This window comes from Pseudomonas sp. NBRC 111139, assembly GCF_001753955.1.
Classification (GTDB): Bacteria; Pseudomonadota; Gammaproteobacteria; order Pseudomonadales; family Pseudomonadaceae; genus Aquipseudomonas; species Aquipseudomonas alloputida.
Map to the genome: position 1 here is coordinate 14317 of NZ_BCBP01000058.1, position 15516 is coordinate 29832.

Genomic DNA, 15516 nt, shown 5'->3' on the forward strand with positions numbered 1-15516 from the left:
CGAGGATATCCATCAGTGACAGACGCCGTCGCCCTCGGAGTCGCTGCCGACTCCGCCGTTGCCATGCTGTTAATCCACCCGGTAGATGATCGGGTACTGCAAGCCAACAACGCCGCGCTCGATTTACTGGGCTGCGCCGCAAATGAGCTTTCCGGTCATGCCTTTAGCCATTTTCTGCGAGGGGGAATCGCACTGTGGGTGAGCTTTACGGATGAGGTGCTGACTCAAGGCGAAGCGTGGTCGGACGACCTGCTGCTGGTGGATCTGCAACTGCGGCAAATAGCGGTGGAGGTTTCGGCTAGCGCGGTTGAGGGCGGGAAAATTGTACTGGCGGTGCAGCGCCGGGACCTTTTGGAGCAGCGCCGTAACCGGGCTGAGGCGCGCCGCCAACACCGTTTGGGCCACGTGGGGTGGGAGCGGATCAGCCAGGTGTTCGAGCGCATCCAGCAGCAGAACCGGCTGATTCTTGGTGCAGTTGGCGAGGGCATCTATGGGCTCGATACCCGGGGCCAGACCACGTTCATCAACCCCGCCGCCGAGCGTATTCTGGGGTGGAGTGCCGTCGACATGATTGGCCAGGATGCCCACCATTTGTTCCACCACAGCCATAGCGACGGACGTGCGTTCGAGGTCAATCAGTGCCCCATCCATGCTTCGTTCAGCGATGGACAAGTTCATCGCGTGGACCACGAGGTGTTCTGGCACAAGAGCGGCGAACCAATCGCCGTCGAGTACACCAGCACTCCAATCTTCGAGATGGGAAGGCTGGTGGGGGCGGTGGTGTTGTTTCGGGACATCCGCGAACGACAGCGCACTGAAGCGCGCCTGCGCGATGCGCTAAGTGAAGTAGAGCAGTTGAAGACTCGGCTGGAGATGGAAAACCAATACCTGCAGGAGGAAATCAACGCCCACGGCAATCACCACGAGATCGTCGGCGAAAGCCCAGCGGTCAAGCATCTGTTACAGCAGATCGACCTGGTCGCAGCTACCGACGCCAACGTGTTGGTCACCGGCGAGTCAGGCACGGGTAAGGAGCTTGTGGCTCGCGCGATTCATGCCAGCAGCCCCCGGCGCGACCGCCCTCTGATTCGGGTCAATTGCGCCGCGGTACCCCGTGAATTGTTCGAGAGCGAGTTCTTCGGCCACCTCAAAGGGGCCTTCACCGGAGCGGTCAGCAACCGAGTGGGTCGCTTTGAATTGGCGGACGGAGGTACCTTGTTTCTCGATGAGGTGGGAGAGATTCCGCTGGAGCTACAAAGCAAGTTGCTCCGTGTTCTACAGGACCGCCAGTTTGAGCCTGTAGGCGACAATCGCACCAGGGCCGTTGATGTGCGAGTTATCGCCGCAACGAACCGTGACCTGCGCGATATGGTCGCCCGAGGGGCGTTCCGGGAAGATTTATACTTCCGCTTGAATGTGTTCCCTATACGCTCGGTGCCCCTGCGGGAGCGACTTGAGGACATTCCGTTGCTCGCCAGCCATTTTCTTGAAAGGGCTAGCCTGGCGTTTAACAAACCGGGCATTCGCATGTCGCTGACCCAAGTCGCGGTGCTTCAGCAGTACGCCTGGCCAGGCAACATTCGCGAGCTTCAAAATGTGATTGAGCGACAGACCATCGTCTCCCGAGACGGTCGCGTGAGCTTTCATGAGGTTCTGGCGCCAAGCGCCCCGTCCAGTGGCCCTGTATCTTCAATTGCACAATGCCAGCCCGAGCCGACTGCCGACAAAGACTGGGAGCGGCAGATGAAGCTGAATGCGATCTCTGTGCTCAAGCGAACAGCAGGGAAAGTCTCCGGCGAGGGTGGTGCTGCGCAATTGCTGGGGTTGAAGCCCACAACCTTGGCGTCTCGACTCAAGAAGTGGGGCGTTGATCCGAGAGATTACAAATAGAGCCGCTTGCGCAAGCCAGAGAAGAAACCCACTGATGCGAGCCCCAGTTGAATGGCGGCCGGGCGGGATTGATCTGGAAGGGAAGAATGGCCGGTGATGTGGGGCACCGGCCATGGGTGGTTGATCAGTACTCCCAGAAGATGCGTTGCAGCTCTTTGCTGTCCTGGGTCTTGGTCATTGCCACCATCGCCAGGATCCGCGCTTTTTGCGGGTTCAGGTCGTGAGCCACGACCCAGTCGTTCTTGTCATCCGGCTGTTCGGCGTTACGCAGTACGAAACCACCTTGGTTGACATGCGACGAGCGGATGATCTGCACGCCGTTCTTGCGCAGTTCTTGCAGCGCCGGGACTACCCGCGACGATACCGAGCCGTTGCCGGTACCGGCATGGATCAGCGCCTTGGCGCCGTTCTGTGCCAGCGCCTTGTAGGCGGTGTCGGTGACGTTGCCATAGCCATAGGCAATGTCCACCTGCGGCAGGCTGCTGATCTGCTTGATATCGAACTCGGAATTGACCGTATGGCGCTTGGCCGGCAGGCGGAACCAGTACGATTTGCCTTCCACCACCATGCCCATCGGGCCCCAGGCGCTCTTGAAGGCTTCGGTCTTGATGTTGACCGCCTTGCTCACATCGCGGCCGGACTGGATCTCGTCGTTCATGGTCACCAGCACGCCCTTGCCACGCGACTGCTTGTCGCTGGCTACGGCCACGGCGTTGTACAGGTTGAGCATGCCGTCGGCGGACATGGCGGTACCCGGACGCATCGAGCCGACCACCACGATTGGCTTGTCGGTCTTCTCTACCAGGTTGAGGAAGTAGGCGGTTTCTTCGAGGGTGTCGGTGCCATGGGTGATGACGATGCCGTCCACGTCCTTGCTTTCGGCCAGCTCGGCGACGCGCTTGCCCAGCTTCAGCAGGTCGTCATTGCTGATGCTCTCGGAGGCGATCTGCATCACTTGCTCGCCGCGTACGTTGGCGATGTCGGCCAGTTCTGGCACGCCAGCGATGAGCTTGTCGACGCCCAGCTTGGCAGCCTGGTAAGTGGCGCTGTTGGCAGCGCTGGCGCCGGCGCCGGCAATGGTGCCGCCGGTGGCGAGGATGACCACGTTGGCCAGCTTCTGTTGGGTTTCGGCTTCTTTGGCCGAGGCGCTGGATGGCAGGATCAGCAGCAGGGCGAGTGCGCTGGGGGCGAAGGTTTTGAGTGCGGCATTCATCGTTATTGTTCTCGCTTCCTAGTGAGATAGTTATTGAGTCGCGCAGGGCTACAGGCATTTTCCGTACCAAGGCACCACGCGTTGCCTGGGTTGGAGCGGCCTTGCGTTGCAAGGGGCCGCGTAGCAGCCCCGGCAATGTGTGGTGTTGCACCGAACCGCGCCTGCAAAAGGCGGCATCGCATTCGTAATTCCGAACAAATAAAGGAAAAGGTGTTCGGTTTTTCGGAAAAGCCTGCATAATCGGCCCCGGCAGCACATTGGCCTCCGACAGCCAAACGGATTTGACAAACAACGGTCCTGTTACCATAGTTGGTCAACGCAAACGTTTGCGATCCGATAAAAAACACAAGATTCGGAGTCATCGTTCATGAAGCTGCCGTTCCCCGGTCGTCTGCTGGCCCTCGCTGTCATTTCCTCGCTTAGCCTCGCCTTGCCATTGTCTGCCGCCCACGCTGAAGACAAGCCCAAGGTCGCCCTTGTCATGAAGTCGCTGGCCAACGAGTTCTTCCGCACCATGGAAGACGGCGCCAAGGACTACCAGAAAACCCATGCCGACGAGTTCGAGCTGATCGCCAACGGGATCAAGAACGAGACCGACACTGGCGAGCAGATCCGCATTGTCGAACAGATGGTCAATGCCGGCGCCAAGGCGCTGGTGATTGCCCCGGCTGATTCCAAGGCGCTTGTGTCGGCGGTGAAGAAGGCCATGGACCAGGGCGTGGTGGTGATCAACATCGACAACCGTCTGGACCCTGGCCTGCTCGAGAGCAAAGGCATCAGCGTTCCCTTCGTCGGCCCCGACAACCGCAAGGGCGCGCGCCTGGTTGGCGATTACCTGGCCAGCCAGAAGCTCAAGGCCGGCGACCAGGTGGGCATCATCGAAGGCGTGCCGACCACCACCAATGCCCAGCAGCGCACCGCCGGCTTCAAGGACGCCATGGGCGCCGCGCAGATGAAAATCGTCTCGGTACAAAGCGGCAATTGGGAGATCGACAAAGGCAACGCCGTCGCCGCCTCCATGCTCAACGAATACCCCGACCTGAAGGCCTTGCTGGCCGGCAACGACAGCATGGCCCTGGGCGCTGTGTCCGCCGTGCGTGCCGCTGGCAAGACCGGCCAGGTGCAAGTGGTGGGCTATGACAACATCAATGCCATCAAGCCAATGCTTGAAGACGGTCGCGTGCTTGCCACCCTCGACCAGGCGGCCAGCCAGCAGGCGGTGTATGGCATTCAGGCGGCGCTGAAAATGGTCAAGGGCGAAAAGCCTGATGTGGATGCCGACAACGTCATCCAGACCCCGGTCGAACTCATCACCAAGAAGCCCTGATGCTGCCAGGAGAATCGGCCATGCCTGCATCGGCCAATGAAGTGGTGCTTGCCGCCAGCGGCCTGGGCAAGACCTACGCCCAGCCCGTGCTCGGCGAGGTCAGCCTGAGCCTGCGCGCCGGTGAAGTGCTGGCCCTGACCGGCGAGAACGGCGCGGGCAAGAGTACGTTGTCCAAGCTTATCAGCGGCCTGGAGGTGCCCACCACCGGGCACATGACCTACCGTGGCCAGGCCTACGCGCCCGGCAGCCGCGGCGAGGCCGAACGCCTTGGGGTGCGCATGGTCATGCAGGAACTGAACCTGCTGCCGACGCTGACCGTCGCGGAAAACCTGTTTCTCGACAACCTGCCCAGCCGTTTCGGCTGGATCAGCCACAAGCGCCTGCGCCAGCTGGCAACGGCCGCCATGGCTCGGGTCGGGCTCGACGCCATCGACCCGGACACCCCTGTCGGTGAACTGGGCATCGGCCATCAGCAAATGGTCGAAATTGCCCGCAACCTGATCGGTGACTGCCATGTGCTGATCCTGGACGAACCCACTGCCATGCTCACTGCGCGCGAGGTGGCGTTGCTGTTCACCCAGATCGAGCGCCTGCGCGCGCGCGGCGTGGCCATCGTCTATATCTCGCATCGCCTGGAAGAGTTGCAGCGGGTAGCCCAACGCATCGTTGTGCTGCGCGATGGCAAGCTGGTGTGCGACGAGCCGATCCAGCGCTACAGCAGCGCCGAGCTGGTCAACCTGATGGTCGGCCGCGAGCTGGGCGAGCATATCGACCTGGGCCGACGGCAGATGGGTGCACCGCTGCTCAAGGTCGACAAGTTGTGCCGCGGCGACAAGGTGCGCGAGGTGTCGTTCGAAGTCAGGGCAGGGGAGATTTTTGGCATTTCCGGGCTGATCGGCGCCGGCCGTACCGAGCTGTTGCGCCTGATCTACGGTGCCGATCGCGCCGACAGCGGCGGTATCGCGCTCGGCCAACCGCCGCAGGCGGTAAACATCGACTCGCCCAAGGCTGCAGTGCGGGCCGGTATCGCGCTGATAACCGAAGACCGCAAAGGCGAGGGCCTGCTGTTGACGCAGTCGATCAGCGCCAACATTGCGTTGGGCAACCTGGGCGCGGTATCGCGCGCCGGTGTGCTCGATAGCGAAGCGGAAAAGGCCTTGGCCGAACGCCAGATCCAGGCCATGCGCATTCGCAGTGCCGGCGCGCAGCAGGTGGTGGGCGAGCTGTCTGGCGGTAACCAGCAAAAAGTGGTGATCGGCCGCTGGCTGGAGCGCGATTGCCAGGTGCTGCTGTTCGACGAGCCCACGCGTGGCATCGATGTGGGCGCCAAGTTCGACATTTATGGCCTGCTGGCCGAGCTGGCGCGCCAAGGCAAGGCCTTGGTGGTGGTGTCCAGTGACCTGCGCGAACTGATGCTGATTTGCGACCGCATCGCCGTGCTGTCCGCCGGCCGCCTGATCGACACCTTCGCGCGTGATCATTGGAGCCAGGACCAGTTGCTTGCCGCCGCCTTCGCCGGTTATCAGAAACGTGACGCGTTGCTGCATGATGCAGCCCCCAGGATGGATGCATGAAAACCACCCCGCTCAACAACCAGGAAGCCGCCCCCGTGCGCCGCAGCGGTACCTACTTTGGCCTGGGCACCTACCTGGGCCTGGCTGGCGCCTTGCTGGCGATGATCGTGCTGTTCTCGTTCCTCAGCAGCCACTTCTGGTCGTATGGCACCTTCAGCACGCTGGCCAACCAGATCCCGGACCTGATGGTGCTGGCGGTGGGCATGACCTTCGTGTTGATCATCGGCGGCATCGACCTGTCGGTGGGCTCGGTGCTGGCGCTGGCCGCCTCGACGGTGAGCGTGGCGATACTCGGCTGGGGCTGGGGCGTGCTGCCCTCGGCGCTGCTGGGCATGGCTGTGGCCGCATTGGCCGGCAGCATTACCGGTGGCGTCACCGTAGCCTGGCGCATCCCGTCGTTCATCGTCTCGCTTGGTGTGCTGGAGATGGCCCGTGGCCTGGCCTACCAGTTCACCGACTCGCGCACCGCCTATATCGGCGACGCCTATGCCTGGTTCTCCAACCCGGTCGCCTTTGGTGTTTCGCCAGCGTTTATCATCGCCTTGCTGGTGATCGTGCTCGCCCAGTTGGTACTGACGCGCACGGTGTTCGGCCGTTACCTGATCGGTATCGGCACCAACGAAGAGGCCGTGCGCCTGGCCGGTATCGATCCGCGCCCTTACAAAGTGCTGGTGTTCGCCCTGATGGGCCTGCTCGCCGGCCTGGCCGCACTGTTCCAGATCTCGCGGCTGGAAGCCGCCGACCCCAACGCCGGGTCTGGCCTGGAGTTGCAGGTCATTGCCGCCGTCGTGATCGGCGGTACCAGCCTGATGGGCGGGCGTGGCTCGGTCATCAGCACCTTCTTTGGCGTACTGATCATTTCCGTATTGGCCGCCGGGCTGGCGCAGATCGGCGCCAGCGAGCCGACCAAACGCATTATCACCGGGGCGGTGATCGTCATCGCCGTTGTGCTCGACACTTACCGTAGCCGGCGCGCAGGCCGGCGGAACTGACACCATGGCAACTATCAAAGACGTCGCGGCACTGGCGGGTATTTCCTACACCACCGTGTCCCATGTACTCAACAAGACCCGTCCGGTCAGCGAACAGGTGCGGCTGAAGGTGGAAGCCGCCATTGTCGAACTGGATTACGTGCCCAGTGCGGTGGCGCGCTCGCTGAAGGCGCGCAGTACGGCCACCATCGGCCTGTTGGTGCCCAACAGCGTCAACCCTTACTTCGCCGAGCTGGCGCGGGGTATCGAAGACGCCTGCGAGCGCAACGGCTATTGCGTGATCCTGTGCAACTCCGACGACAACCCACAGAAGCAGCGCAGCTACCTGCGCGTGCTGCTGGAAAAACGCATCGACGGCCTGGTAGTGGCCTCGGTGGGCCAGGACGACGACCTGCTGCAAAGCCTGGCCGGTGTGCGCACGCCAATGGTCATCGTCGACCGTGAGCTGGAAGGCGTCGATGCCGACCTGGTGCGCATTGACCACGAGCAGGGGGCGTACCTGGCCACCCAGCACCTGCTGGAGCTGGGCCATCGCGACGTCGCCTATATCGGCGGCCCCGCCGAAACCGGTGTTACCCAGCTGCGCCTGAGCGGCTTCCGCCGTGCCATGGCCGAAGCCGGTGCGCCTGTGCTGGGCAGCCGTGTACTGCACTGCGACTTCACCAGCCCGGGTGGCCATGCAGCGGCGGCGCAGGTGCTGGAAGGCAAGCGGCCCTCGGCGATTTTTGCCGGCAACGACATGATCGGCTTTGGTGTGCTGCGCGCTGCCGCCGAACGCAATATCAGCGTACCCGGCGAGCTGTCGGTGATCGGCTTCGACGACATCGAACTGAGCCGCTACGTGTACCCACCACTGACCACCGTGGGCCAGTCGATCCGCGAGCTGGGCGAGAGCGCTGCCTCGTTGCTGCTGACGCGTATCGCTACGCCCCGGCAAGGCGCGGCGGAGCAGCGTATCGTCGCCCCGCGTATCGTCTTGCGTGAATCCACCGGGCCGCGCCCGGACCTGTTCAATGAATACCGCTAACGCTAAGGAAACGTCATGAATGCCAAGGTTGTGGTGGTCGGCAGCCTCAACATGGACCTGGTGGTCCGCGCCCAGCGTCTGCCACGGGCCGGCGAAACACTCCCCGGCGATAGCTTTTTCACGGTGCCGGGCGGCAAGGGTGCCAACCAGGCGGTGGCGGTAGCGCGGCTGGGGGGCAGCGTGGCGATGATCGGCAATGTGGGGGATGATGATTACGGTCGGCAACTGCACCGGGCCTTGTATGTCGAGGGTATCGACTGTCAGGGTGTCAGCACCTGCCCGGGCACGTCCAGCGGTGTGGCGCTGATCACGGTGGATGCTGCCAGCCAGAACTGTATTGTCATCATTCCCGGCGCCAACGGCCTGCTGACGCCGCAGTCGGTGCTGCGTTTCGATGCACTGCTGCAGGCCGCCGAGGTGGTCATCTGCCAGCTGGAAGTGCCCACTGACACTGTGGCGTGCACACTGGCCAGGGCGCGTGAGCTGGGCAAGCAGGTCATCCTGAACCCAGCACCCGCTACCGGCCCCTTGCCAGCGGACTGGTTTGCGCATATCGATTACCTTACCCCTAACGAAAGCGAGGCCGAAGCCTTGACCGGTGTGGCGGTGACCGACCAGGACAGTGCCCGGCGCGCAGGTGAGCGCTTGCTGCAGCTGGGGGCAGGCAAAGTGATCATCACCTTGGGTGCGCAAGGTGCCTTGCTGGTTACTGCCCAAGGCCATCAGCACTATCCGGCGCCGCGCGTGCAACCGCTGGACACCACCGCTGCCGGCGATACCTTCATTGGTGGCTTTGCTGCCGCCCTGGTGCGTGGGCTGAAGGAGGGCGAGGCGATCGCCTTTGGTCAGCGTGCCGCGGCATTGTCGGTTACCCGTGCCGGTGCCCAGCCGTCGATTCCCTACCTGGCGGAGCTGACGCCATGAAGAAAACCCCGCTGCTGAACGTTGCCCTGTCGCGAGTCATTGCCGGCATGGGGCATGGCGATATCCTGGTGATCGGCGATGCCGGGCTGCCGGTGCCGCCGGGTGTCGAGCTGATCGACCTGGCCATTACGCCTGGCCTGCCGGACTTCGCCAGTGTGCTGCGGGTGGTGCTGAGCGAATTGCAGGTTGAGCGCCACGTGCTGGCCGAGGAAATGCAGAAAGTGGTGCCACCCGCGCTGGTCGAAATCGAGCGACTGAAGGGCAAGCTGGGCAAGCGCGAATGGCTGACCCATGAGGATTTCAAAGTGCTGTCCCGCAGTGCCCGTGCGGTGGTGCGTACAGGCGAGTGCCAGCCCTACAGCAACATCGCCCTCATCTCCGGCGTCACCTTCTAGCCGCTTCCACAAAGGACGCCGGGCTGTGTAAACGCATGATTCATAGGCAACAGGAGTGCCATCCATGCTCAAGTCCCTGCTACAAGGAGTCGTCTTCATGGCCACAGCCTCCACCCTCCAGGCCGCACCCATCGACCTGATCATCGACACCGATCCCGGCGCGGACGACGTGGTCGCGCTGTTTCTGGCCATGGCTTCGCCCAACGAACTCAATATCCGCGCCATCACCACCGTGGCCGGCAATGTGCGCCTGGACAAGACCTCGCGCAATGCCCGCCTAGCCTGCGAATGGGCGGGGCGCGAAGACATCCCGGTGTACGCCGGTGCCGGCCGCCCATTGGTGCGCACGCCGATCTACGCCGCCGACGTTCATGGCGAAGAAGGCCTCACCGGTGTACCGGTGCACGAGCCGAAAGCGCCTCTGGCCCAGGGCAATGCCGTGCAATACCTGGTCGATACCCTCAGCGCAGCCAAACCGCACAGCATCACCGTCGCCATGCTCGGCCCGCAGACCAACCTGGCCCTGGCGCTGATCCAGCGCCCGAGCATCGTCAACGGCATCAAAGAGGTGGTGGTCATGGGGGGAGCCCATTTCAATGGTGGCAACATCACCCCGGTGGCGGAGTTCAACCTCTATGCCGACCCGCACGCCGCCGAAGTGGTGCTGGCCAGCGGCGTACAGCTGACCTACCTGCCGCTGGACGTCACGCACAAGCTGCTGACCAGTAACGCCCGCCTGAAGCAACTGGCAGCCGTGAACAACCAGGCCAGCAAGCGCGTGGTGGATATCCTCAATGCCTACATCACCCACGATATGGACGTGTATGGCATACCTGGCGGCCCTGTGCACGACGCCAGCGTCATCGCCTACCTGTTAAAGCCCGAGCTGTTCAGTGGCCGGCGTATCCACATGAGCATAGACAGCCGCGAAGGGGCCACTTTCGGCCAGACAGTTGCGGACTGGTACGGTGTGCTCAAGCGGCCGGCGAATGTGCTGTGGGTGGAGCAGGGTGATGCCCAGGGGCTGTTCAACCTGCTCAGTGACCGTCTGGCGCGATTGGAATAGCCGCGTGCGGCGCGTAACGCTCGAATACCTGGTCGATGAAGCTGCGTGCCGCCTCGGCACCGTTGTCGCGCACCAACAGGTCGATGGCGATCAACAGTAACTCTTCCGGTGTGCCAGGGCTGTACGCGCTCTGGCCCTCGGCCCATTTGACCTTGATATCGGCATCGATGCTGTGGGTGCTCATGAAAAGCTCTCGCTGGGGGCCCGGAACGAAGGGGGAACACCTGACCCTGGTGTTCGATGGAGGCGGGATGCGCTCCACTTCTTGCAGCAAATCATGGCTTTGCGCCGGTGACCGTGCGGGCTAAGCATATGGCAAATACAGCACGTTGTGCAAAATCCGGTCACGATTGCTTTTCGCCTCGCCGCTGCAGTTCAGGCAGACTTGACCGGTTTTGCAACAAATGATGAGCGGAGCTGTCGGATCAGACAGTTCCCGGACCGATTTAGGAGGCTTCATGTTCCGTACCCGTGCTTACCTGGCAACTCTGGCTGTGGCTGCTGTCCTGGCGGGTTGCAGCACTGGTGGCAATGCTGATGGTGGTGCCGCGCCAGCGGGCAACGATGGCCGCTGCGATGCCAGTGGTGCCGACTTTGCCCTGGGCAAGCAGGCCAGCGCCGAATTGCTGGAGCAGGCACGCAAGGCCAGCGGCTCGCAGATGGCGCGCATTCTCAAGCCGCACGACGTGGTCACCCTGGAGTACCGCTCCGAGCGCTTGAACCTGAACGTGGACGAGCAGGGTAGGGTAACCCGCGTCAACTGCGGTTGATGCACGCGGGGGCAACTGCCTTGCGCAAAATGTGAAAAGCCTGCGCGGTCGCCTTGTAGGAGCGGGTTCACCCGCGAACACGGGCAAAGCCCGTGCCATTCACCCTACAGTCGGTTTCGCAGGCAATCCCGCCCCACTCAGATGATGCATCACCCATAAAAAAACCCGCCACAAGGGCGGGTTTTTTTACAGCTATCCGAATTACTCCGGACGAACCTGTGCAGCCTGCATGCCCTTCTGGCCGCGCTCGGCGACGAAGGAAACAGTCTGGCCTTCTTTCAGGCTCTTGAAGCCGTCAGATTCGATGGCTTTGAAGTGTACGAACAGGTCGTCGCCGCCGCCTGCTGGGGTGATGAAGCCGTAGCCTTTCTCATCATTGAACCATTTGACGGTGCCTTGTTGGCGATTGGACATGGGTGAATCTCCAGAACATTTAGTTTTTTCAGTGGTGCAATGCGGCCGAGGCTACGGAGCACGGGATACATCATAGTCTAATTCTGCGCATCTAGCGCCTTTTACCTTCGCAGGATATTGATCCAGCTCAAAGAATGGCTGGTCATCACCGGCTTTAAGGTTTCAGCTCTTCGGTGCGCAGGCCTGTCTCACCACCGACTGCGCCTTCTGCATCAGCTTGGCGTCAACGCCGTCCTTGCTGTCGAGGTCGGCAATCTCGGCGTCGGTGAAGTTCTTTTTGATGGCTTGCGCGCCGCAGTCGCAGTGTTTTTTCGCGGTGGCAGCGTCAACGCCCTGGCCGCTGGCCACTTGCGTGCACTGGGTCATGTAGGCGGCCTCCTTCCCGGCTGGGAAGTTGCCGGCGTTCGCAGCCACGGGCAGCAGCAGGGCGCCAGCGGCCGCCAGGGCCAGAAGAGACGGAACTCGCATCACCAGTTACTCCTTGGGTTAAGGTCTCATCAAGAGTAGGTTGCTTCCCAAAGTCTGAGCGGTATTTTTCCGCGTTAGTTCACCGTTGTGGTGCAATTTCCAAATATTTCTGCCTGGGGTGCAACCCGCGTGCTAGCATGCTCGGCTTGCAGTCGCGCTGTTGCCGGTTGCAGCTATCTTTTTTCTTTCCAGTCACTCTGGTTCGTCCCTGACAAGCCGAAAGGCTTCTGCCACTGTGGGGCAGGCTTCCTTTTACCGGAAGGCAGGTCGGATCTTGTACTGGCTCATCCCAACCCACGTGACCTTTGGTAGGGGTCACCACTAGGAGAGGAGGCGCCATGCCCGTTATTACTCTTCCCGATGGCAGTCAACGTTCGTTCGATCACGCCGTATCCGTAGCCGAAGTTGCCGCTTCCATCGGCGCTGGCCTGGCCAAGGCCACTGTGGCCGGCAAGGTCGACGGCAAGCTGGTCGATGCGTGTGACCTGATCAGCAACGACGCCACCCTGCAGATCATCACCCCTAAAGATGAAGAGGGACTGGAGATCATCCGTCACTCGTGCGCCCACCTGGTTGGCCACGCCGTGAAGCAGCTGTACCCGACCGCCAAGATGGTGATCGGCCCGGTCATTGACGAAGGCTTCTATTACGACATCGCCTACGAGCGCCCCTTCACCCCAGAAGACATGGCCGCCATCGAAAAGCGCATGATGGAGCTGATCGAAAAAGACTACGACGTGGTCAAGAAAATGACCCCGCGCGCCGAAGTCATCGATGTGTTCAAGGCCCGTGGCGAAGACTACAAGCTGCGTCTGGTCGAAGACATGCCGGATGAACAGGTCATGGGCCTGTACTACCACGAAGAATACGTCGACATGTGCCGTGGCCCGCACGTGCCGAACACCCGCTTCCTCAAGGCATTCAAGCTGACCAAGCTGTCCGGCGCCTACTGGCGTGGCGATGCCAAGAACGAGCAGCTGCAGCGCGTGTACGGTACGGCCTGGGCTGACAAGAAGCAGCTGGCTGCCTACATCCAGCGCATCGAAGAAGCCGAAAAACGCGACCACCGCAAGATCGGCAAGCAGCTCGACCTGTTCCACCTGCAGGAAGAAGCCCCGGGCATGGTGTTCTGGCACGCCAACGGCTGGACCGTCTACCAGGTACTCGAGCAGTACATGCGTGGCGTGCAGCGCGAAAACGGCTACCAGGAAATCAAGACCCCGCAGGTTGTCGACCGCATCCTGTGGGAGCGTTCCGGCCACTGGTCCAACTATGCCGAAAACATGTTCACCACTTCGTCGGAAAGCCGTGACTACGCGGTAAAACCGATGAACTGCCCGTGCCACGTGCAGGTGTTCAACCAGGGCCTGAAAAGCTACCGCGACCTGCCGCTGCGTCTGGCCGAGTTCGGTGCCTGCCACCGTAACGAGCCGTCCGGCGCACTGCACGGCATCATGCGCGTGCGTGGCTTCGTACAGGATGATGCGCACATTTTCTGCACCGAAGAACAGGTGAAGAAAGAGGCCGCCGACTTCATCAAGCTGACCCTGGACGTGTACAAGGACTTCGGTTTCAGCGACATCGCCATGAAACTGTCCACTCGTCCGGCCAAGCGTGTCGGTTCTGAAGAGTTGTGGGACCGTGCTGAAACAGCGCTGGCCGACGCCCTGAACGAATCCGGCCTTGAGTGGGAATACCAGCCGGGCGAGGGTGCCTTCTACGGCCCGAAAATCGAGTTTACCCTGCGCGACTGCCTCGGCCGTAACTGGCAGTGCGGTACCCTGCAGTACGACCCGAACCTGCCAGAGCGTCTGGATGCCAGCTATATCGCCGAAGATAACAGCCGAGTTCGCCCGGTCATGCTGCACCGCGCCATCCTCGGTTCGTTCGAGCGCTTCATCGGCATGCTGATCGAGCACTATGCTGGCGTGTTCCCGGCGTGGCTGGCCCCAACCCAGGCGGTGATCATGAATATCACCGACAAGCAGGCCGATTTCGCCCTCGAGGTTGAGAAATCTCTGAACGGAAGCGGTTTCCGTGCCAAGTCGGACTTGAGAAATGAGAAGATCGGCTTTAAAATCCGCGAGCATACTTTGCTCAAGGTCCCGTACCTTTTGGTTATAGGGGACCGCGAAGTCGAAACGCAAACCGTCGCTGTGCGTACTCGCGAAGGCGCAGACCTGGGCTCCATGCCCGTCGCCCAATTCGTTGAGCTGCTGACACAAGCGGTTTCCCGGCGTGGTCGCCAAGAATCGGAGTAATGACTATTAAGCGTGAAATGAGAAACGATAAGCGTGCTGTACCGAAGGCCCCGATCAACGAGAATATCTCGGCCCGCGAGGTTCGGTTAATTGGCGCAGACGGCGAGCAGGTTGGCATCGTCTCGATTGATGAAGCGCTGCGTATCGCTGATGAAGCGAAGCTGGACCTGGTAGAAATCTCTGCAGACGCGGTACCACCCGTCTGCAAGGTCATGGACTACGGCAAGCACCTCTTCGAGAAGAAGAAGCAGGCTAACGAAGCCAAGAAAAACCAGAAGCAGATCCAGATCAAAGAAATCAAGTTTCGTCCAGGGACGGAGGATGGGGATTACCAGGTAAAACTACGCAACCTGGTACGTTTCCTTACCGATGGGGACAAGGCCAAGATCTCTCTGAGATTCCGTGGTCGTGAGATGGCCCACCAGGAGCTGGGCATGGAGCTGTTGAAGCGGGTCGAAGCCGACCTCGCCGAATACGGCACCGTTGAGCAGCATCCGAAGATGGAAGGACGCCAGCTTATGATGGTCATCGCCCCCAAGAAAAAGAAGTAATCTCCCGGGCACGGCAGGCCTGATGATTATGTGTAATTTTATCGAATGCGGAGTTCCAACATGCCAAAAATGAAAACCAAGAGCGGTGCTGCGAAGCGCTTCCTGAAGACAGCTTCGGGCTTCAAGCACAAGCACGCTTTCAAGAGCCACATCCTGACCAAAATGTCGACCAAGCGTAAGCGTCAACTGCGCGGTGCCAGCTTGCTGCACCCGTCCGACGTCGCAAAAGTCGAGCGCATGCTGCGCGTTCGTTAATTCTGGTTAAGATAGAGGAAGTTACTCATGGCTCGTGTTAAGCGCGGCGTTATCGCTCGTAAGCGTCACAAAAAAATTCTGAAACTGGCTAAAGGTTACTACGGTGCACGTTCGCGCGTATTCCGTGTAGCCAAGCAAGCGGTCATCAAGGCAGGCCAATACGCCTACCGCGACCGTCGCCAGAAGAAGCGTCAGTTCCGCGCACTGTGGATCGCTCGTATCAACGCCGGTGCCCGCACCAACGGTCTGTCCTACAGCCGTCTGATTGCTGGCCTGAAAAAGGCTTCGATCGAAATCGACCGTAAGGTTCTGGCTGATCTGGCAGTGAACGAAAAAGCGGCGTTTGCTGCGATTGTCGAGAAAGCTAAAGCCGTTCTGGCTTAAGTACC

17 protein-coding genes are annotated in these 15516 nt (G+C 61.2%); 13 read left to right on the forward strand and 4 right to left on the reverse strand.

Annotated features, from left to right (window positions below; genetic code table 11):
* Positions 1 to 15: 15 nt before the first annotated feature.
* A complete protein-coding gene (locus tag BJQ17_RS22155; RefSeq protein ID WP_070096651.1) occupies positions 16 to 1890 on the forward strand; it encodes a sigma 54-interacting transcriptional regulator in 1875 nt (624 codons plus the stop codon).
* Positions 1891 to 2014: 124 nt separating this feature from the next.
* On the opposite strand, the gene BJQ17_RS22160 is transcribed toward BJQ17_RS22155, so the two are convergent.
* Positions 2015 to 3103, reverse strand: a complete 1089-nt coding sequence (locus tag BJQ17_RS22160; RefSeq protein WP_003250634.1) for an asparaginase — start codon at positions 3101 to 3103, stop codon at positions 2015 to 2017.
* A 367-nt stretch (positions 3104 to 3470) separates the two neighbouring features.
* Here BJQ17_RS22160 and BJQ17_RS22165 point away from each other — a divergent pair, with 367 nt between their 5' ends.
* The 7 genes from BJQ17_RS22165 to BJQ17_RS22195 all read left to right on the forward strand — a co-directional run bounded on the left by BJQ17_RS22165 (position 3471) and on the right by BJQ17_RS22195 (position 10408).
* Positions 3471 to 4430, forward strand: a complete 960-nt coding sequence (locus tag BJQ17_RS22165) for a sugar ABC transporter substrate-binding protein (protein ID WP_070096652.1) — start codon at positions 3471 to 3473, stop codon at positions 4428 to 4430.
* 20 nt (positions 4431 to 4450) lie between these two features.
* Positions 4451 to 6004 (forward strand): sugar ABC transporter ATP-binding protein, encoded by a 1554-nt coding sequence (locus BJQ17_RS22170; protein ID WP_070096653.1) that lies wholly within the window; start codon positions 4451 to 4453, stop codon positions 6002 to 6004.
* On the forward strand, positions 6001 to 6996 hold the full coding sequence (locus BJQ17_RS22175) for an ABC transporter permease (protein WP_003250639.1): 996 nt from the start codon (positions 6001 to 6003) through the stop codon (positions 6994 to 6996). Before BJQ17_RS22170 ends, BJQ17_RS22175 begins: the two co-directional genes overlap by 4 nt.
* Before the next feature lie 4 nt (positions 6997 to 7000).
* A complete protein-coding gene (locus BJQ17_RS22180; protein WP_012052885.1) occupies positions 7001 to 8023 on the forward strand; it encodes a LacI family DNA-binding transcriptional regulator in 1023 nt (340 codons plus the stop codon).
* Positions 8024 to 8038: 15 nt separating this feature from the next.
* Complete coding sequence (rbsK, locus tag BJQ17_RS22185; RefSeq protein WP_003250643.1) at positions 8039 to 8947, forward strand: ribokinase; 909 nt, start codon at positions 8039 to 8041, stop codon at positions 8945 to 8947.
* Positions 8944 to 9342, forward strand: a complete 399-nt coding sequence (gene rbsD, locus BJQ17_RS22190) for a D-ribose pyranase (RefSeq protein ID WP_003250646.1) — start codon at positions 8944 to 8946, stop codon at positions 9340 to 9342. The genes rbsK and rbsD overlap by 4 nt, the downstream gene beginning before the upstream one ends.
* A gap of 64 nt (positions 9343 to 9406) precedes the next feature.
* Positions 9407 to 10408, forward strand: coding sequence for a nucleoside hydrolase (locus tag BJQ17_RS22195; protein WP_033726383.1), 1002 nt, complete (start codon positions 9407 to 9409; stop codon positions 10406 to 10408).
* Here BJQ17_RS22195 and BJQ17_RS22200 read toward each other — a convergent pair.
* A complete protein-coding gene (locus tag BJQ17_RS22200; protein ID WP_003250649.1) occupies positions 10380 to 10592 on the reverse strand; it encodes a hypothetical protein in 213 nt (70 codons plus the stop codon). The two genes, BJQ17_RS22195 and BJQ17_RS22200, sit on opposite strands and share 29 nt — an antisense overlap.
* Positions 10593 to 10866: 274 nt before the next feature.
* On the opposite strand from BJQ17_RS22200, the gene BJQ17_RS22205 reads away from it, so the two are divergent.
* Positions 10867 to 11178: an I78 family peptidase inhibitor gene (locus BJQ17_RS22205; RefSeq protein ID WP_070096654.1), complete on the forward strand. Its 312-nt coding sequence runs from the start codon at positions 10867 to 10869 to the stop codon at positions 11176 to 11178.
* Positions 11179 to 11379: 201 nt separating this feature from the next.
* Here the strand turns inward: BJQ17_RS22205 and BJQ17_RS22210 are convergent, their stop codons facing one another.
* Both BJQ17_RS22210 and BJQ17_RS22215 read right to left on the reverse strand, forming a co-directional pair.
* Positions 11380 to 11592 (reverse strand): cold-shock protein, encoded by a 213-nt coding sequence (locus BJQ17_RS22210; RefSeq protein WP_003250656.1) that lies wholly within the window; start codon positions 11590 to 11592, stop codon positions 11380 to 11382.
* Between the two features lie 162 nt (positions 11593 to 11754).
* The gene (locus tag BJQ17_RS22215; RefSeq protein ID WP_003250658.1) at positions 11755 to 12060 is read right to left on the reverse strand and encodes a hypothetical protein; all 306 of its coding nucleotides are present in this window, start codon (positions 12058 to 12060) and stop codon (positions 11755 to 11757) included.
* Positions 12061 to 12398: 338 nt separating this feature from the next.
* Between BJQ17_RS22215 and thrS the strand changes: the two genes are divergently transcribed.
* Genes thrS through rplT form a run of 4 tightly spaced genes read left to right on the forward strand, consistent with a single transcriptional unit; the run spans position 12399 to position 15511 of the window.
* A complete protein-coding gene (thrS, locus tag BJQ17_RS22220; protein WP_070096655.1) occupies positions 12399 to 14321 on the forward strand; it encodes a threonine--tRNA ligase in 1923 nt (640 codons plus the stop codon).
* Positions 14321 to 14872, forward strand: a complete 552-nt coding sequence (gene infC / locus BJQ17_RS22225) for a translation initiation factor IF-3 (RefSeq protein ID WP_012052879.1) — start codon at positions 14321 to 14323, stop codon at positions 14870 to 14872. The genes thrS and infC overlap by 1 nt, the downstream gene beginning before the upstream one ends.
* 60 nt (positions 14873 to 14932) lie before the next feature.
* Positions 14933 to 15127, forward strand: coding sequence for a 50S ribosomal protein L35 (rpmI, locus tag BJQ17_RS22230; protein ID WP_003250667.1), 195 nt, complete (start codon positions 14933 to 14935; stop codon positions 15125 to 15127).
* Between the two features lie 27 nt (positions 15128 to 15154).
* The gene (gene rplT, locus BJQ17_RS22235; protein WP_003250671.1) at positions 15155 to 15511 is read left to right on the forward strand and encodes a 50S ribosomal protein L20; all 357 of its coding nucleotides are present in this window, start codon (positions 15155 to 15157) and stop codon (positions 15509 to 15511) included.
* Positions 15512 to 15516 lie beyond the last annotated feature (5 nt).